Source organism: Pseudoflavonifractor hominis (assembly GCF_014288125.1).
Classification (GTDB): Bacteria; Bacillota; Clostridia; order Oscillospirales; family Oscillospiraceae; genus Pseudoflavonifractor_A; species Pseudoflavonifractor_A gallinarum.
Map to the genome: position 1 here is coordinate 490766 of NZ_JACOPR010000002.1, position 16994 is coordinate 507759.

Below are 16994 nucleotides of genomic sequence, written 5' to 3' on the forward strand. Positions count from 1 at the left end.
GGATTTTATGTAAAGGTCTCACGAGACGGGGCAGACGCCGCATCGGAGGGGGACGAAACGGATTTCGCCGCCTTACGCTTGTCCCGGAGACGCTGGAAAAAAGCCTGGAGCAGCGCGGCGCACTCCTCCTCCAAAAGGCCGCTGTGGACCTGGGGGTGGTGGTTGAAGGGCTGGGCAAAGAGGTCCAGCACCGACCCGCAGCAGCCCGCCTTGGCGTCGGCCGCGCCGTACCACACCTGGGGGATGCGGGCGTTGATAATGCCTCCGGCACACATGGGGCAGGGCTCCAGCGTCACATAGAGGGTGGCCTTGTGGAGCCGCCATCCACCCAAAAGGGCGTTGGCCTGGCGGATGGCCTCCAGCTCGGCATGGGCCAGGGCATCTTTCCCGGTCTCCCGGCGGTTGCGGCCACGGCCGACCACCCGCCCGTCCTCCCAGACGATGACGCAGCCGACCGGCACCTCGCCCTCCTCCATGGCCTCCCGGGCTAAATCCAGGGCCATGCGCATATAGTCCTCATGGGTCATGAAAGCCATCCCCTTTCGCTTGCTCTCCCCGCAGGGGCAGCATTAGCATACCTGTTTTTCCCGGGCGGCGCAAGGGGAGAAAGGAGAAGTTGGAGCGGAAAAAAGATGGCGTGGGGGAAAACTCTATGGTATAATCATGTGATGATGTCTGGGGAAATGCCGGGCATCGGGAGAAGAACAGGAGAATAGGTGAGCATATTTGATTGAAGTTTTGTTGATTGCGGTGAGTCTGGCCCTGGACGCTTTTGCGGTATCCGTGTCCAGCGGCATCTCGGTCCCTGGCTTCGGCTGGAAGCAGGCCGTGCGCATGGGCCTCTATTTCGGCTTTTTCCAGTTTGCCATGCCCCTGATCGGCTGGTTCTTGGGTACCAGTGTCAGCGGCTACATCGAGGCGCTGGACCACTGGGTGGCCTTCGCCCTGCTGGCGGTCATCGGCGGACGCATGGTCTGGGGCGCAAGGGACGACTCCTGTGAGACCGAGAGCGGCCCCGTGGAGCTGACCTGCCGCCGCCTGGTGATGCTGGCGGTGGCCACCAGCATTGACGCGCTGGCGGTGGGAGTCTCCATGGCCTTTATGAAGAACGTGAACATTTTCTCGTCCGCCCTGGTGATCGGCGTGGTGGCCTTTGGCCTGTCGGTGGTGGGCGGTCTGGCAGGACGCCGGCTGGGATGCCTCTTTCAGAAGCGGGCGGAGCTGGTGGGCGGACTGGTGCTCATCGGCATCGGCCTGAAAATCCTGCTGGAACATCTCTTGGGATAAGGGGGTAATCGGATGGGACTCTGGAGCGATCTGCACCTGGATATGGACCGCCACCGGGCGGTCACCCTGGTGGGAGGCGGCGGAAAGACCACCACCATGTATGCCCTGGCCCGGGAGGCCCGGGAGGCGGGGAAGCGGGTGATCGTGACCACCACCACCCACATCATGCCCCACCCCCGCATTTTTCTCACGGACGACCCCGCGCCGGAGCATCTGCGCCAGTGCCTGGAGCGCCATGGGATCATCACCCTGGGCACCCTGGGCCGGGCGGACAAGCTGTGCGGCACGGGAGAGATCGGCCTTTGCCGCTCGGTGGCCGACGTGGTCCTGGTGGAAGGGGACGGGGCCCGAATCCGGCCTCTGAAGATCCCGGCCGACCATGAGCCGGTCATCCCACCGGAGAGCGACGCGGTGGTGGCGGTAGCCGGGATGGACGCCCTGGACAAGCCCATCGGTGAGATCTGCCACCGGGCCGACCTGGTGGCGGCCTTTCTGGGGAAAACGCTGGAGGACAAGGTCACCGAGGCTGATATGACAGCCATCCTCTCCAGCGAGCGGGGGAGCCGGAAGAATGTGGCCCCCGGCATGGCATACCGGTGCCTGCTGAATAAGACGGATACTCCGGCCCTGCGGGAGCGGGCCCGGGTCATCGCCGCCGGTCTGGACCGGCTGGGTATTTTCACGCTCATCAAGAGCTATGAGGAAAAGGAGCGAGGAGGACTATGCTGGTTCTGATCAAAGGCGCGGGAGACCTGGCCACCGGGGTGGCCTACCGGCTTTACCGGGCGGGCTATTCGATCGTAATGACCGATATTGAACAGCCCACCGCGGTGCGGCGGACGGTGGCCTTCTGCCAGTGTATCTATGACGGCACCGCCACGGTGGAGGGGGTCACCTCCCGCCGGGTGGAGACCGTGGAGGAGGTCAAGGCCTGTCTGGAGCGGGGGGAGATCCCCGTGCTGGTGGACCCGGAGGCGGCCATCCGCACCCAGATGCCCTTTGACGCCGAGGTGGACGCTATTCTGGCCAAGTATAATGTGAACACCCGGATAGACGACGCCCCCATCGTGCTGGCCCTGGGGCCCGGCTTCACCGCTGGGGTGGACTGCCACGGCGTCATTGAGACCAAGCGGGGCCACTATCTGGGCCGCCTGATCCTGGAGGGGTCTGCCATCCCCAACACGGGCGTGCCCGGCGATGTGGGAGGCTACACCACCCAGCGGATCATCCGCGCCTGCCGGGACGGCATCTTCCACCCGGTGGCCCACATCGGCGATACGGTCGCTGAGGGAGATGTGGTGGCCACTGTGGACGGTGAGCCGGTCTATGCCCTGATGCCCGGTACGGTCCGGGGCATGCTGCCCGACGGGCTGCGGGTCAAGCAGGGGATGAAGTCGGGGGACATCGATCCCCGGTGTGAGTGCAACCACTGCTTCACGATCTCGGACAAGGCCCGGGCCATCGGCGGTGGCGTGCTGGAGGGCCTGCTCTATTTCCAGAACCGGAAGGGATAAAGACGACCCCGCCTCCAGGGCGGGAAACCGATGATACAGAGGAGAATGATCCATGGAACGACTGATTTTATGCGGCGGCGGCCATGTGTCGCTGGAAGTGGCCTACATGGCCAGCCATCTGGAATTTGAAGTGGTGGTCATCGACGACCGGGAGGAGTTTGCCAACCCCGAGCGCTTCCCCATGGCTGCGCAGGTGCTGTGCAAGCCCTTCCTGGAGGCCCTGGACGAGCTGGGCAGCCGGAGCGACGACTACTATGTGATCCTGACCCGGGGACATGCCTTCGACGGAGAGTGCCTGGCCAAGGTGCTCCAGGGCGACTACGCCTATGTGGGTATGATCGGCAGCAAGATCAAGGTGGCCGCTGTGATGAAGCGGATGAAGGAGCTGGGCTTCCACGCCAACGTGTTGGCTGGAGTACACTCTCCCGTGGGACTCCAGATCGGCGCGCAGACTCCGGCCGAGATCGCTGTGTCCATCCTGGGTGAGGTCATCCAGGAGCGGGCGCGTAAGGGACCCGGAACGCCGCCTCCCCCCAGTGAGAAGGGCGTGCTGTGCACCATTACCCGCAAGAGCGGCTCCGCGCCCCGGGGTGAGGGGACCTGGATGCTGGTGCATCCTGACGGGACGTGCGTGGGTACCATCGGCGGCGGCGCGGTGGAGTACCGGGCCAAGCTGGACGCCCTGGAGATGATGAAGAACGGCGTGGAGCGGGAGCACAAGCTCTACGATCTCTCCCACGCGGCGGCCGAGCTGGGCATGGTCTGCGGCGGTAAAATCGAAGTGGACTTTGAGAACCGAAAGGGTTGATCGCAATGAAAGAGATCCTGATGTTTGTCCAGGCGGGCTGCCCCCACTGTAAGCGCGCCCTCAAGTGGCATGAGGCGCTGACCGCCAAGTTCCATCCCGAGTGGGCCCAGGTGCCCCTGCGCATCGTGGATGAGGAAGTGGAGAAAGAGCTGGCCGACGCCCACGACTACTACTATGTGCCCACCTACTATGTGGACGGAGTGAAGATCCATGAGGGTCCCGTCACCCAGCAGGATGTGGAGAAGGTCTTTGCGGCTGCCATGAGCGCCGAATAAGTCAAAAAATACCCCCTGTCCACCGAGGACAGGGGGTATTTTTATGTCTGGGGGAGATCCTCCGGGCGGTCGATATCAAAGAGCTCCCGGGGATGGGCGGCCGACACCAGGTGCAGAAGTTCCTTGTGACGGCGGATGACCTGGCCGCCGCCGGTATCGCCGGTGAGGGCCAGAAGCTCGGGAAAAAGGGCGGAGGGGAACAGGGCGGGATTGCCCCGCCGCTCCCCATAGCAGAGGGAGTAGATCCGGTCCGGGTGGGACTGGAAGGCCTCCAGCAGAGCATTCACGCTCTCCGGAGTGAGCCAGGGCTGATCGCACACGCCGAAGAGGATGCCATCCAGGTCCATACAGGCCCGGGTCCCCAGGGTGACCGAGGCGGAGATTCCCCGCGCGGCCTCCAGGTTGGGAAGGGGGAGAAATCCCGCCTTCCGGCCCAGGGAGAGGATGGACTCATACTGACTCACCACCACCCGGCGGGCAAAGGGGGCACCGGCATAGAGGGTGAGCGCCCGCTGGACCAGGGGCACCCCCTCCACCGGCAGAAGGAGCTTATTGGAGCCAAAGCGCCGGCCAAATCCCGAGGCCATCAGGACGCATCCGATCTCCATACAGCCTTATCTCCAGAACTGGGAGGGTCCGCGGTGGACGAACTTGCCCAGGCCTTCCTTGACCACTTTACCGTCCTCCACGGCGACCTCGCCGCCCAGCAGGACGGTCTCGGTACGGCCCGCCATCTCCATGCCCTCATAGGGCGTGTAGTCCACATTCTGATATTGCTCGGCTGCGCGAATACACCAGGTATAATTCGGATCAAAAATAACGATATCAGCGTCGCTTCCCACAGCCAGCGTGCCCTTCTGGGGGAACATGCCAAAGAGCTTGGCGGGATTTTCCGAGAGGGTCTTCATCATCTGAAGCTCGGAGATGTGCTCCTGCCGGACGCCGTAGGTGTACATGAGAGCCGGACGGTGCTCCACACCGGGAATGCCGGGGGGGATGGCGGAGAAGTCGTCCTTGCCCAGGTGCTTGGTGGTGGCGTAATTGAAGGAGCAGTGATCGGTGCCGATGGTGTCGATCTCATCCTCACCCAGGGCCTCCCACAGGGCGTCCACATCCTCCTGCTTGCGCAGCGGGGGAGAGAAGACGTACTTGGCGCTCTCAAAGCCGGGGAGGTGATACTTCTCGTCGGTCATGGTGAAGTACTGGGGGCAGGATTCCAGGTAGAGGGACTGGCCGTGGGACCGGGCCATCAGGGCCTCCTCCAGGCCGCGCTGGGTGGAGAGATGGACCACGTTGACCGGATAACCGGCCTGCTCGGCCAGATTGAGCCAGCGGTTGACGGCCTCGGACTCGATGAGGTCGCTGTGGGCAAGGGGATGGGAGGCGGGCGTGAGCATACCGGCCTTCTTGAGCTCGGCAATGGCCTCGTCGATGAGGTCGCCGTTCTCGCAGTGGCAGCCCACCACGCCGCCCTCCTTACCAACGGCCTTGATGACCTCATAGGCCACGCCGTCGGGGATGCGCATGCCGTGGTAGGCCAGGTAGACCTTGTAGGAGGTGATGCCCTGCTCGGTCATTTTGGGCAGCTCCTCCCGGATGCGGGCATCCCAGTCCACGATGGTCATGTGGAAGGAGTAGTTGCAGGAGGCGTGGCCATCGGCACGGCTGTGCCACTCGTCCAGCGCGGACTGGAGGGAGTGGCCGTGCTCCGGCTCGGCAAAGTCCAGCACGCAGGTGGTGCCGCCGGCCAGAGCGGCCCGGGTGCCGGTCTCCCAGTTGTCCGCAGTCTCCCGGTCGGTGCCCTTGTTCATCTCGAAGTGCGTGTGGGTGTCGATAAAGCCGGGGAAAACCAGCTTGCCCCCCGCGTCGATGACCTGACAGCCGTCGGCGGAGAGGGCGGGGCCAATCTCGGCGATCTTGCCCGCATCCACCCGCAGATCAGCCTTTACCGGGCCGTCGGGGAGGATCAGGGTACCGTTTTGAATGAGGATGGACATAGATAGGCCTCCTTCAATAAGAGTAAATACAAAACAGGGCGGGTCACATCCAAAACGGATGTGACCCGCCCATTCAGGCTCCGTTTCAGCCATTTCCGGCTCTATTGTAGCACATGGAAAGGTTGAACGCAAGAGTACAGGAACGCTGCGCCGGAGGGGTCAGGGGTGGATCCCATTGGTGTCGAAGGCCTTGAGCAGTTCGTCCATGGAGGGACGGACCAGCATGGGCTCTCCCGCGGCCTTGATGCCGTTGGCCACATCCTTGAGGCCGTTACCGGTGACCACGCTGACCACCGTGGCGTCGGGGTCCAGGATGCCGCGCTCCAGGGCCTTCTTGACACCGGCGGTACCGGTGACACCGGCGGGCTCGCCAAAGACGCCCTGGGTCCGGCCCAGAAGGCGCATGGCGGCCAGAATCTCGTCGTCGGTGACGTTGACCACCAGACCGTCGGACTCCTCAATGGCCTGGAGGGCCTTGTCCGCGTTGCGGGGCACGCCCACGGCGATGGAGTCGGCCAGGGTGTTCTCCTCCATGGGCTGCCAGGGAGTGGCCGTCATGATAGCCCGGTTGAGGGGGCAGCAGCCCTCCGCCTGGACCGAGATGAGGCGGGGGAGCCGGTCGATGAATCCGGCGGCATAGAGGTCCTTGAGGCCCTTCCAGGCGCCGGCGATGGTGCAGCCGTCGCCCACCGAGAGGGCGATGAAGTCGGGCACCTTCCAGTGGAGCTGCTCCAGGATCTCCAGGGTGACCGTCTTTTTGCCCTCGGAGAGATAGGGGTTGATGGCGGCGTTGCGGTTGTACCAGCCCCACTTCTCGATGGCGGCCTTGGAGAGCTCAAAGGTATCCTCATAGGAACCGTCCACGCTGATGACTGTGGCGCCGAAGATGCGCAGCTGGGCCACCTTGCCCTTGGGGGCGCGGGAGGGGACAAAGATGTAGGTGGGGATGCCCGCTGCCGCTGCGTTGCCCGCCAGAGAGGAGGCGGCGTTGCCGGTGGAGGAGCAGGCAATGGTGTGGGCACCCGCCTCCCGGGCCTTGACCACCGCCATGGCGGAGGCGCGGTCCTTCAGAGAGGCCGTGGGATTCTGTCCGTCGTCCTTGATGTAGAGGGTCTTGAGGCCCAGCTCCCGGGCCAGATTGTCCGCCCGGTAGAGGGGAGACCAGCCCACCCGCAGCGGAGTGGGCGCCGAGTCGGCCTCCACGGGCAGGAAGGGACGGTAACGCCACATGGACCACTCCTGGCTGCGCTCCAGGTCGTCCCTGGTGAAGTGGGCCTTGATGTAATCGTAGTCGTAGACGATGTCCAGGATACCGCCGCAGGTACAGGTGGTGGTATTGGGGGTGGCTTCATACTCCTTGCCGCACTTGACACATTTGGCGTATTTTACATTCTTCAGCAACGGGATGACCTCCTTTTCAAAACAGCCGGCGGGCGGGATTTCCCCGCCCGCCGGTCCGGTGTGTATGGATGAATGAGGCGCTTACAGGGCCTTGAGCAGTCCCGTGGCGTCGTTGAATTCGTTGATCAGCTCGTCCAGATCCTTGGCCTGCTGGTGGACGGCGTCCCAGGTGCCCTCGGTGTCGTACCACAGAGCGTTGAGGTCCTTCACGTCGCGGGCCTGCTGCTCCACCCAGGTGTAGTACTTCAGGTTGTGGACCCGCTTGCGGTCCCAGTAGTTGAGCTCGGCCATGTTGTCGGTCTTGAGGCCCAGAATGTGCAGGTTATGGTCCAGAGCGGCCTCCTGCAGGTTGTAGGCGCCGTGCATCTGGTTGAGCTCTTCAATGCGGCTCTGATACATGACGGCCGAGTCGGTGAGGACGGTGACCACCACGTCGCGCTCGGTCAGCTCGTAGTACTTGGCCATCTTGATGCAGCACAGCACGTTGGCGATACCGGAAATGCCCATCCAGGTCAGCTTCTCCAGCAGCTCGTCCGAGAGGCCCAGCTCTTCCTTCAGGTACTTCTGGCCGTCGGAGGTGTTGAAGAGGCGGAGCAGGCGCTGGGAATCCTCATCGTCAATGTCGATGACCATATCGGTGTTCTTGACATTGTGGATCCAGGGGATGTGCTTGTCGCCGATACCCTCAATGCGGTGGCCGCCAAAGCCGTTTTCCAGAATGGTGGGGCACTGGAGCGCCTCGCCCACGGCCAGCTTCACATGGGGATAGCGGTCCTTGAGCAGGTCGCCGGCCGACATGGTGCCCGCCGAGCCGGAGGTAAAGCAGGCGCCGGCCAGACGGTCGCCGGGGCGCTTGACCGCCTCATAGAGATCGGCCAGAGCGGTACCGGTCACATTGTAGTGCCACAGGGGGTTGCCCATCTCTTCAAACTGGTTGAAGATCATCATGGTGGGGTCCTGCTTGAGCTCCCAGGTCTTGTCAAAGATCTCCTTGACGTTGGACTCACAGCCGGGGGTGGCGATGACCTGGCCGGCGATCTGGCTGAGCCACTCGAAGCGCTCCTTGCTCATCTCGGCGGGAAGGATGGCTACGCTGTCACAGGCCAGCAGCTTGGAGTTGAAGGCGCCGCCGCGGCAGTAGTTGCCCGTGGAGGGCCAGACGGCATGGTGATAGGTGGCGTCAAACTGTCCGGTCACCAGACGGGGGGCCAGACATCCAAAGGAGGCGCCCACCTTGTGGCATCCGGTGGGGAACCACTTGCCCGCCATGGCCAGAATGCGGCAGGGAACACCGGTCAGGGAGGAGGGCAGCTCCACATAGTTGGGCACAGCCTGATAGCCGCCGCCAAATTCCTTGGCTTCGTTCTTCCAGGTAATGCGGAACAGGTTCAGAGGATTGACGTCCCACAGTCCCACATTTTTCAGCTTGTCCCGGATGGCGCCAGGAATGGATTCCGGCTCCTGCATCTGGGCAATGGTGGGAATGATGACGTTATTTTCGCGGGCCTTTTTGATGTTTCGGTCCAGACTGTCTCGGCGGATGGTAAGGTCAATCATATTCCGTGTCCTCCTTAAAATACAGAGTGCCAAAGGCGCTGCCATGCCCTAATCATAGCACAATCTGGAAATAAATCAAGAGGAAAGAAATAATTTTTGAACTTAGGCGTTTTCATTGAAAGTAAATCATATAATGAATTATTTGTGCAAAATAACGGGAGTGTGACCATGCACGTTCAGCTGAGGGAAATTCTGTCCGCCCGATAAAAACAGAGAACGGCCGCGGCGCGGAGAAAGACAGAAAAAAGCGGGCCGCAAATGCGGCCCGCCGGAAAAAATATTTAGATTAGCACTTCTCGAGGATGACGGCAGTGCCCATGCCGCCGCCGATGCACAGGGTGGCAAGGCCCTTCTTGGCCTCGGGACGCTTGCTCATCTCGTGCAGCAGGGTGACGATGATGCGGGCGCCGGAGCAGCCCACGGGGTGACCCAGGGAGATGGCGCCGCCGTTGACGTTGACCTTGCTCATGTCAAACTTCAGCTCGCGGGCCACAGCGATGGACTGGGCAGCAAAGGCCTCGTTGGCCTCCACCAGATCCATGTCCTCGATGGTCAGGCCGGCCTTCTCCATGGCCTGCTTGGAAGCGGGAACAGGACCCACGCCCATGATTTTGGGATCCACGCCGCCCTGGCCCCAGGAGACCAGCTTGGCCATGGGCTTCAGGCCGTACTTCTCCACAGCCTCGCCGGAGGCCAGGATGATGGCGGCAGCGCCGTCGTTGATGCCGGAGGCGTTGCCGGCGGTGACGCGGCCGTCCTTCTTGAAGGCGGGCTTCAGCTTGGCCAGACCCTCAGCGGTGGTGCCGTGGCGGGGGAACTCGTCGACCTTGAAGTCCACGATCTCCTTCTTGACCTTCACGGGCACGGGGACGATCTCGTCGTCAAACTTGCCGGTCTCCTGAGCAGCCTTGGCCTTCATCTGGGAGTTCAGGGCGAACTCATCCAGCTCCTCGCGGGTGATGCCCCACTGGTCGCAGACGTTCTCAGCGGTGATGCCCATGTGGTAGTCGTTGAACACATCCCACAGGCCGTCCTTCACCATGGTGTCCACCAGCTTGGTGTCGTTCATGCGGGCGCCGAAGCGGGCGGCGGGCATGGCATAGGGGGCAGCGGACATGTTCTCGGTGCCGCCGGCCACGATGATGTCGGCGTCACCGGCCAGGATGGTACGGGCACCCTCGATCACGGACTTCATGCCGGAGCCGCAGACCATGCTGACGGTGTAGGCGGGCACTTCAACGGGAATACCGGCGCCCAGAGAAACCTGGCGGGCCATATTCTGACCGGCAGCGGCAGTCAGGATGCTGCCGAACATGACCTCGTCCACCTGCTCAGGCTTGACGTTGGCACGCTTGAGCGCCTCAGTCACAACGATGGAGCCCAGCTTGGCGGCGGGAACATCCTTCAGGGAACCACCGAAGGAGCCGATGGCGGTACGGCAGCAATTGACAACATAAATGTCCTTCATAGAATTGACCCTCCAAATTTTTTACATTTCGTTCGATATATGGTCGCGGAATCGGCAATGAATACAAATTCGGTTTGCGAACCGGATGAGCTTATTATATATGATGGGGAAGAAAAATGCAACGGTGACTTGTGAATATTTTAACAATATACTTTGGAGGTCAAAAATCCGGCGGTCACCGGGACGAAACGCCCAGGACCGCCGGATTTGAATGAGAAAGTTAAAAATTTAACATACTTTCAAAAAATCTTTGGAGAGGTGCGGGATGCCGGAGTTTCTCAGGGTGCTGCGCTGCGGAGGATGAGTACATCCTCTGCGCCCAACTCCCGCAGGGCCTCCAGGGTATGGGTGGCCGTAGTCTGAATGGTAATGGTGAACTGATAGATGTGCCCGTCCTCCACCAGTTCCGAACGGGCCTCCGGCGAATAGAAGTGGAAGGTCAGATCGTTATAGTAGCAGTTGGCATAGCGGTCCTGATTTTCCAACAGATAGTGACGGCCCAGATTTCCCTCTTCCAGATCGGTGAGCACGGCGTCCAGAAGCAGCTGGGTGTCCGCACCGCTGGAGAAAATCTGATCGGCTCCCGTATAGGTGGAGAGGTTGACGCTGGTCAGCACATCGCCGCTGCGGTAGAGGGAGAGATACTCCTGCTGTGCCAGACCCGGAGCATTGATGAGCGCATCCAGCTTGGCGGCGGGAGAGGTGGGATCGGCCAGAAGCTCCTCGTCCACCGGGATACGGTAGCTGCGTCGCATGGTGCCGCCGTCCCGGAAGAGATAGGTGAAGGAGAAGTAGAACGAGCCGGAAGTCTCCACATCCACCATATAATCTCCCACCTGCTGGGAGACATAGGAGTGGGAAGATACACGCTCAGCCGACTCCAGCTGGGACTGATGGTCGATGATGGTCTGATGGAGCTCCACCAGACGGGCAATGTCCTCCTCCCGGCGCAGGACGGAAGGAGAGGAAGCTCCATCATAGGGGGCGAAGGAGGGCGTATCCAGGCGTACTTCCACCACCTGCTGGGCCTGGGGGACCCGGACCTCAAAGCCGATCGGGTCGACCTCCAGAGTGCTCACGCCCAGTGTGAGCAGGATCAGAAAGCAGAGGCAGCCCTTCCAGCCCTGCCGGAAGACGCGGAAGGATTTGCACAGCAGCATTTCGGCGATAAAGTAGCCCAGGGCTCCCGTGAGCAGCAGGAAGAACAGGAGAGACCACAGGATGCTATGCGAGACCTGGGGCAGGAAGACGCTCCACAGAAAAGTGCCGATAACCACGGCAGAGCAGAAGGCCACACCGTATTTGAAGATGGGGCGCAGCCAGGAGACAGCCACCACGTCCCCGGCGGTCTCCAGATGGCGGCGGCGGTAGAGGAGCAGGGCCAGTCCGGTGAAGACCAGCCCGGCCAGCATATACACAAAGACGGGAAGCAGTCCGGTAAAGTGATAATTGGGGGAGCCGGTGCTGCCCATGCGGTCGATGTAGCAGAGTGTGGGAGTGAGCCACTCCACCCAGGGGTTGAGTTGATATGAGGTATAAAATCCGAAGAGGAAGATGCGGGCCAGCTCCCGAAAGAGAGCATCTAGGCCGAACACCAGGCCGTTGAGGATGCCGTAGAAGGCGGGCAGCGCCAGAATGTGGCCGGTAAACATGGCGCAGAACACCGCAAAGGAGTAGAAGAACAGGGAAACCATACACTGGCACCAGCCCCACAGGAAGAGAGAGGTCAAATCCACCCCGTGGCCCGCATAGAGCTCTGCCCCCAGGGTGAGCAGGGCCACCACCAGAATGGGCAGGACAAAAAAGCTCAGGCCCGAGAGGTAGTTGGTGAGAAAGAGCCCCTCCCGCCGGATGGGCAGGGCGTGCATGAGCCCCACCGGACGGCTGGAGTAGAGATAGGAAAAGACCGCCATGGCACACAGTACACCAAAGCCCAGTGAGAGCAGGATCCCCATGGGGATGGCGTACACCACATAACCGGTCGGGTAGTAATTATCCGGCATGGTATCATAGATGCCGCGGCTGTTGAGAATGCCCACGGTCAGAATTAAGAACCAGATCACCCCGTACAGAGACCACAGGGGCCAGAACCGGGACCAGTTTTTCCGAAAGAGCGTGATGTTGAACCAGGCGCAGGGGCGGCGCTCCTTAGAGCACGATGTCACGGACGGCATAGTCCTCACCTCCCAATTCATAGATAAAGATTTCCTCCAGCGTCAGAGGCAGGGCCTCCATCAGGATGGGGGCATAGATCGCCAGACGATTGGTCACCTCGTCGGCCGAGCCCCGGACAATCAGGGTATGAATACGCCCCACCTGGGACACATGGAGGACGGCCAGGTCCTCGGGGAGCTGGGGCAGCTCCCGCTCCTGGAAGACGATCTGCATCTTCACGATATTGTCCTGCAGATCCGCCAGGGCACGCTCCAGCAGCACCTTGCCCTGGGAGAGGATTCCCACATGGTCGCAGACGTCCTCCAGCTCCCGCAGGTTGTGGGAGGAGACCAGCACAGTGGTGCCATACTCCGCCACGTCGCCCATGAGGAGGGACCAGACCTGCCGGCGCATCACCGGGTCCAGACCGTCCACCGGCTCATCCAGCACCAGCAGGTCGGGCCGGCAGCACAGGGAGAGCCAGAAGGCCGCCTGCTTCTGCATGCCCTTGGAGAGACGGCGCACCGGGATATTTTCCTGCACTGAGGAAAAGACCTCTTTCAGAGCCTGGTAGCGCGCTTCATCAAAGCGGGGGTAGAAGCCCCGGAAAAAGCGCATCATATCCCGGGTGGAGGCGGACAGGAAGGTGTAGAGCTCATCGGGGATGGAAGCGATGCGGGCCTTGACGGCGGGGTTCTCGTAGACCGGCTCACCTGCCACCAGCACCTGGCCGGAATCCTGCCGATAAATGCCGGTGATGTGGCGCAGAATGGTGGATTTTCCCGCTCCGTTGGGGCCCACCAGGCCGTAGATGGCGCCGTCGGGCACCTCCATGTTCAGACCATTCAGGGCCCGGAACCCGTCGAAGGTCTTTACTACATTTTGGACTGAGATCATAAACAGCGGCTCCTCCTTCTCAAATTATGGCTGGGAAACAGCATGCAGGCGATGAGAGAGCTCGTCCGGGCTCAGTCCCAGAAAAATCAGTTCAGCAGCCGTCTGGTCAAACCGATTTAAAAGGGTTTCCCGGCGCCGGCCCTGGATATCCCCCCGGTCAGCCGCAAAACAGCCCTTGCCGGCCACTGGGTGGAGGTAGCCCTCCGCCGCCAGGGATTCATAGGCCCGCTGGATCGTGTTGGGGTTGATGGCCAGCGTAGTGGCCATCGCGCGGACCGAGGGGAGCTTCTCCCCGGGCTGGATGGCGCCGGACACCACCAGACGGCGCAGGCTGTCCATCACCTGTTCATAAATGGGGCGCGCATCCCGGGAGTCAAGACGAATCATAATCAGACCCCTTTCCTAGAGTTGAACTGTATGAGGTGTATTAATACAGTCAGTATAGAGGAGTGTATGACCGGGAACAAGGGAAAAAGTCTTAACATTTTCTGACGATTCCGGACGGGAGACAAAAAACCGCCCCGGCGGTTTCACCGGGGCGGTTCGGAATGGTCAATTCTGAGAGACGGGAGTGAGCTCCTTCTGAGAGTGGAAGAGGCGGTCGGTGAGCGGGGCAAACCAACGGGAGGATTGGCCAATGAGCACAGCAGCGATAATAGTGCCTTCCCGTACGGTGGTCACGCCATGGAAAACAATCAGAGAACCAATGGTGGCCAGCACCACCAGGGTAATATCGGTCGCGGTGCGGACATTGCCCCAGGCCCGACCGGTACGCTCGGCCACCACGCTGATGAAAGCCTCGCTGGGCTGAAGGGTGGCGTCGGCGGAGACCATCAGGGCCAGGCTCAGACCAAAGACAATGCAGCCCGCCACCAGGACCAGCAGTTTGGACACGTAGGAGGTGGGCACCAGAGAGTTGCACAGCCACATGTTGACGTCGATAAAGACGCTGCAAATAAAGGTGGGAACCAGCTGCGTGAGGATCTTGACCGGGTGCCAGGTCTTAGGCGCCACGATAAATTCAGCTATAAAAAACAGGAAGTTCAGCAGAAAAGAAAAGGTACCCAGCGAAATGTTGGGGAAAATCAGATAGGAGAGGTTGGTAATACTGCTCATGGGAGAGACACCAATGGTAGCCTTGATGCTCAGCGCAATACCGGTACCCATCAGAAACATGCCGATGAAAAAGACGATCCAGCGTTTGACCACTTGATCTTTGGTTGCAGCGGAGGGAGTAGACATAGGAAATCCACCATCTTTTCTTTTGAATTTTATGAGCCGGCAAGCCGCTGTTTTGCCAAAACTCATATAGTGATATGAGGAGTTTACGGCAAGGTTGTGCAGTTTGTCAAGAAAAATTTTATTGAACAGTCAATAAATATATTTACCATGAAGACGTTTTTTGGTGAAATATCTTCATATAAAAGACGATGCGGGAAAAATTTGTAGAATTAGAACAAAAACAAAAACATAAAACTGTAAAAAAGTGAAATATATGTCGTGTACATGAAAAAGAGCGGGAAAGGGGCCGGTTCGGACAGGAAAGAAAATACTGGCAATTGCCCAAAACGACATGACAAACCGGTGGAAAGCTACTATAATAAATACGGAGGGGCCCGGATCTCAGGGCCCCGGACCCAAGTGGGTCCAATGACTGCGAAGGGGTGATTCCCATGGTTTTGTTCGATGAGACGCATTGGTATCGGTTCCTGGAGTGCGTGGCCGACCTGATTGAGAGCCGTGAGGTGCTCTCCATGCGGGAGATCCCCCACCACCCGGGCTGCAACTGCTACGAGCACTCGGTATTCGTAGCCTATATTGCCTTCCGCCTGGCCCGGCGCTGGGGACTGGACTGCCGCACGGCGGCTCGCTGCGGCCTGCTCCACGACCTGTATCTGTACAACGCCCGGGAACCCGGGACCCATCCGGGCAACCAGTGCTTTGACCACCCGGTGGCCGCGGCACGCAATGCCCGCATGCTGTGCGGCGAGCTCTCGCCCAAAGAAGAGAATATTATTCTGTCCCATATGTGGCCCCTGGCCAAACGCCGGCCCCGCAGCCGGGAGGCGGCGGTTGTGAACCTGGCGGATAAGTTCTGTGCCACATTGGAGGTCTCCCAGCTCTGGCGCGTCATGGGGATGCGCCGCCTGGTCATGGCATAACCGGGGCAGAACCGGAAGGAGGATCCCCGGGGGTCCTCCTTTTTTACGCTTTCCGGGCAACCCGCTGTGTAAAGAGGCGGTAAAGTTGTTGAGAAGCCGGGGGAAAACCCATTTGGAATTGTGCATTTGTCTGATATGGCATCGGGAGACGGATTTTCCCAAAAATATGGGTGCATTTCCACGGCCGCTTTGATATAATCGAAAGAAGAGAAGGAGTGTGACCGCGTATGACGGAAAAGGCGGGTGCAATCGTATTCCTGCCGCGGGAGGGGAACCGGCCGTCCCTGCTGCTGGAGCCGCTGCTCTTTGACCCTGCGGCCCTTTGGCTGGAGCAGGCACTGGAGCGCGCTGGAGCAGAGGAGTTTCTGGTGGTATGCCATCAGGACGACCAGGCCCAGGCTGAGACCTGTTTCCCGGAGGGAACGGTGTTCATCACCACCGGGACCGACGGGGCCAGAGAGCGTCTGCTGACCTTCCTGGAGGGACATGACCGGGTGGTGGCGGTGACCCGGCCTGTTTTTATGCCCGCCTATGCCGTCAGCCGCGTCCGGGATGGACTGGCTGAGCTGCCGCCCCAGGAGAAAAACGCCATGCTCAGCCGGGGGATCCACCCGGAGGGACACGGTGTGTTTGAGTTTACTCCCGCCGGCCGGGCTGCGCTGGCCGAGGGCGGCGATATTCTGGAGGTCCTGACCGTCCACTGCCGTCCCTATGAGAGCTGCTTCCTCCCCCTGGAGGAGAAAAATCTGGAGGACCTCCAGACCGTAGCCCGGGAGGACAGCGTCAGCCGTGCCCGGGAAGCGGGGGTCCGCTTCCTGGATCCCGCCCAGGCCTATATCGGGCCTCAGGTCACACTGGGGCGGGGAACGGTGGTGCTGCCCGGGGTCATCCTGCGGGGACGGACCGTGATCGGTCCGGAGTGCGAACTGGGCCCCAACACCATGATCCGGGGCTGCGTGATCGGCCGGGGCGTGACGGTCAATGCCTCCCAGCTCAATGAGAGCACGGTGGAGGAGGGGACCAAGGTGGGACCCTTTGCCTATATCCGTCCGGGCTGCCATGTGGGCCGGGAGGTCAAGGTGGGCGACTTTGTGGAGCTGAAAAACTCCACCATCGGCGACGGTACCAAGATCTCGCACCTGACCTATGTGGGCGACTCCGACGTGGGTGGCCATGTAAACTTCGGCTGCGGTACGGTCACCGTCAACTATGACGGCACCAGCAAATTCCGCACCACCATCGGCGACAACGCCTTCATCGGCTGCAACACCAATCTGGTGGCCCCGGTAAAGATCGGGGACGGCGCCTATACCGCTGCCGGCTCCACCATCACCGACGATGTGCCGGCGGATTCTCTGGCCATTGCCCGGAGCATCCAGGTGGTCAAGAAGCAGTGGGCGGCCCGCCGGCGCAACCGCAGAAAATAAGCCATCCCCCGGGCAGAACCCGGATAAGATGCAGATAGAGAAGTGAC

General features: G+C 61.0%; 17 protein-coding genes. 7 read left to right on the top strand and 10 right to left on the bottom strand.

The genetic code is table 11. The features are described 5' to 3' along the window. Positions 1–5 precede the first annotated feature (5 nt). Positions 6–527 carry a tRNA adenosine(34) deaminase TadA gene (gene tadA / locus H8S34_RS05125; protein ID WP_101692610.1) on the bottom strand — a complete coding sequence of 174 codons (522 nt, stop codon included), beginning with the start codon at positions 525–527 and terminating at the stop codon, positions 6–8. A 199-nt stretch (positions 528–726) separates the two neighbouring features. Between tadA and H8S34_RS05130 the strand changes: the two genes are divergently transcribed. Genes H8S34_RS05130 through H8S34_RS05150 form a run of 5 tightly spaced genes read left to right on the top strand, consistent with a single transcriptional unit; the run spans position 727 to position 3884 of the window. Beyond that, on the top strand, positions 727–1287 hold the full coding sequence (locus H8S34_RS05130) for a manganese efflux pump MntP (protein WP_186963220.1): 561 nt from the start codon (positions 727–729) through the stop codon (positions 1285–1287). Positions 1288–1299: 12 nt separating this feature from the next. Continuing rightward, entirely contained in the window at positions 1300–2022 is a 723-nt protein-coding gene (gene yqeC, locus H8S34_RS05135) for a selenium cofactor biosynthesis protein YqeC (protein ID WP_101692612.1), read from the top strand. Beyond that, positions 2010–2801, top strand: a complete 792-nt coding sequence (gene yqeB, locus H8S34_RS05140; protein ID WP_101692613.1) for a selenium-dependent molybdenum cofactor biosynthesis protein YqeB — start codon at positions 2010–2012, stop codon at positions 2799–2801. The genes yqeC and yqeB overlap by 13 nt, the downstream gene beginning before the upstream one ends. A gap of 52 nt (positions 2802–2853) precedes the next feature. Further along, positions 2854–3609 (top strand): XdhC family protein, encoded by a 756-nt coding sequence (locus H8S34_RS05145; protein WP_101692614.1) that lies wholly within the window; start codon positions 2854–2856, stop codon positions 3607–3609. Between the two features lie 5 nt (positions 3610–3614). After that, a complete protein-coding gene (locus H8S34_RS05150; RefSeq protein WP_101692676.1) occupies positions 3615–3884 on the top strand; it encodes a thioredoxin family protein in 270 nt (89 codons plus the stop codon). Between the two features lie 41 nt (positions 3885–3925). Here H8S34_RS05150 and H8S34_RS05155 read toward each other — a convergent pair whose 3' ends face one another. The 9 genes from H8S34_RS05155 to H8S34_RS05195 form a co-directional block, all read right to left on the bottom strand. Next, positions 3926–4492, bottom strand: a complete 567-nt coding sequence (locus H8S34_RS05155) for a nucleotidyltransferase family protein (protein ID WP_243207911.1) — start codon at positions 4490–4492, stop codon at positions 3926–3928. 6 nt (positions 4493–4498) lie between these two features. Next, positions 4499–5881, bottom strand: coding sequence for a dihydropyrimidinase (hydA, locus tag H8S34_RS05160; protein WP_186963221.1), 1383 nt, complete (start codon positions 5879–5881; stop codon positions 4499–4501). A 159-nt stretch (positions 5882–6040) separates the two neighbouring features. Further along, positions 6041–7279: a threonine synthase gene (locus tag H8S34_RS05165; protein ID WP_186963253.1), complete on the bottom strand. Its 1239-nt coding sequence runs from the start codon at positions 7277–7279 to the stop codon at positions 6041–6043. Positions 7280–7363: 84 nt separating this feature from the next. Continuing rightward, a complete protein-coding gene (locus H8S34_RS05170; RefSeq protein WP_186963222.1) occupies positions 7364–8839 on the bottom strand; it encodes a pyridoxal-5-phosphate-dependent protein subunit beta in 1476 nt (491 codons plus the stop codon). Positions 8840–9125: 286 nt separating this feature from the next. After that, positions 9126–10307 (bottom strand): acetyl-CoA C-acetyltransferase, encoded by a 1182-nt coding sequence (locus H8S34_RS05175; RefSeq protein WP_186963223.1) that lies wholly within the window; start codon positions 10305–10307, stop codon positions 9126–9128. A gap of 278 nt (positions 10308–10585) precedes the next feature. Further along, a complete protein-coding gene (locus H8S34_RS05180; protein ID WP_186963224.1) occupies positions 10586–12481 on the bottom strand; it encodes an ABC-2 transporter permease family protein in 1896 nt (631 codons plus the stop codon). After that, positions 12456–13358: an ABC transporter ATP-binding protein gene (locus tag H8S34_RS05185; RefSeq protein ID WP_101692619.1), complete on the bottom strand. Its 903-nt coding sequence runs from the start codon at positions 13356–13358 to the stop codon at positions 12456–12458. Before H8S34_RS05185 ends, H8S34_RS05180 begins: the two co-directional genes overlap by 26 nt. A 24-nt stretch (positions 13359–13382) precedes the next feature. Beyond that, a complete protein-coding gene (locus H8S34_RS05190) occupies positions 13383–13745 on the bottom strand; it encodes a GntR family transcriptional regulator (RefSeq protein ID WP_186963225.1) in 363 nt (120 codons plus the stop codon). A 165-nt stretch (positions 13746–13910) separates the two neighbouring features. After that, positions 13911–14600 carry a YczE/YyaS/YitT family protein gene (locus tag H8S34_RS05195; RefSeq protein ID WP_186963226.1) on the bottom strand — a complete coding sequence of 230 codons (690 nt, stop codon included), beginning with the start codon at positions 14598–14600 and terminating at the stop codon, positions 13911–13913. A gap of 431 nt (positions 14601–15031) precedes the next feature. Between H8S34_RS05195 and H8S34_RS05200 the strand changes: the two genes are divergently transcribed. Then, entirely contained in the window at positions 15032–15520 is a 489-nt protein-coding gene (locus H8S34_RS05200) for an HD domain-containing protein (RefSeq protein ID WP_101692622.1), read from the top strand. A 227-nt stretch (positions 15521–15747) separates the two neighbouring features. Beyond that, positions 15748–16947, top strand: a complete 1200-nt coding sequence (locus H8S34_RS05205; protein WP_186963227.1) for a DapH/DapD/GlmU-related protein — start codon at positions 15748–15750, stop codon at positions 16945–16947. Positions 16948–16994 lie beyond the last annotated feature (47 nt).

Coding starts and splice junctions, on each gene's coding strand:
- tadA (WP_101692610.1), bottom strand. CDS start 527: ATGACCCATGAGGACTATATGCGCATGGCCCTGGATTTAGCCCGGGAG.
- yqeC (WP_101692612.1), top strand. CDS start 1,300: ATGGGACTCTGGAGCGATCTGCACCTGGATATGGACCGCCACCGGGCG.
- yqeB (WP_101692613.1), top strand. CDS start 2,010: ATGCTGGTTCTGATCAAAGGCGCGGGAGACCTGGCCACCGGGGTGGCC.
- H8S34_RS05145 (WP_101692614.1), top strand. CDS start 2,854: ATGGAACGACTGATTTTATGCGGCGGCGGCCATGTGTCGCTGGAAGTG.
- H8S34_RS05150 (WP_101692676.1), top strand. CDS start 3,615: ATGAAAGAGATCCTGATGTTTGTCCAGGCGGGCTGCCCCCACTGTAAG.
- H8S34_RS05155 (WP_243207911.1), bottom strand. CDS start 4,492: ATGGAGATCGGATGCGTCCTGATGGCCTCGGGATTTGGCCGGCGCTTT.
- hydA (WP_186963221.1), bottom strand. CDS start 5,881: ATGTCCATCCTCATTCAAAACGGTACCCTGATCCTCCCCGACGGCCCG.
- H8S34_RS05170 (WP_186963222.1), bottom strand. CDS start 8,839: ATGATTGACCTTACCATCCGCCGAGACAGTCTGGACCGAAACATCAAA.
- H8S34_RS05175 (WP_186963223.1), bottom strand. CDS start 10,307: ATGAAGGACATTTATGTTGTCAATTGCTGCCGTACCGCCATCGGCTCC.
- H8S34_RS05180 (WP_186963224.1), bottom strand. CDS start 12,481: ATGCCGTCCGTGACATCGTGCTCTAAGGAGCGCCGCCCCTGCGCCTGG.
- H8S34_RS05185 (WP_101692619.1), bottom strand. CDS start 13,358: ATGATCTCAGTCCAAAATGTAGTAAAGACCTTCGACGGGTTCCGGGCC.
- H8S34_RS05190 (WP_186963225.1), bottom strand. CDS start 13,745: ATGATTCGTCTTGACTCCCGGGATGCGCGCCCCATTTATGAACAGGTG.
- H8S34_RS05195 (WP_186963226.1), bottom strand. CDS start 14,600: ATGTCTACTCCCTCCGCTGCAACCAAAGATCAAGTGGTCAAACGCTGG.
- H8S34_RS05200 (WP_101692622.1), top strand. CDS start 15,032: ATGGTTTTGTTCGATGAGACGCATTGGTATCGGTTCCTGGAGTGCGTG.
- H8S34_RS05205 (WP_186963227.1), top strand. CDS start 15,748: ATGACGGAAAAGGCGGGTGCAATCGTATTCCTGCCGCGGGAGGGGAAC.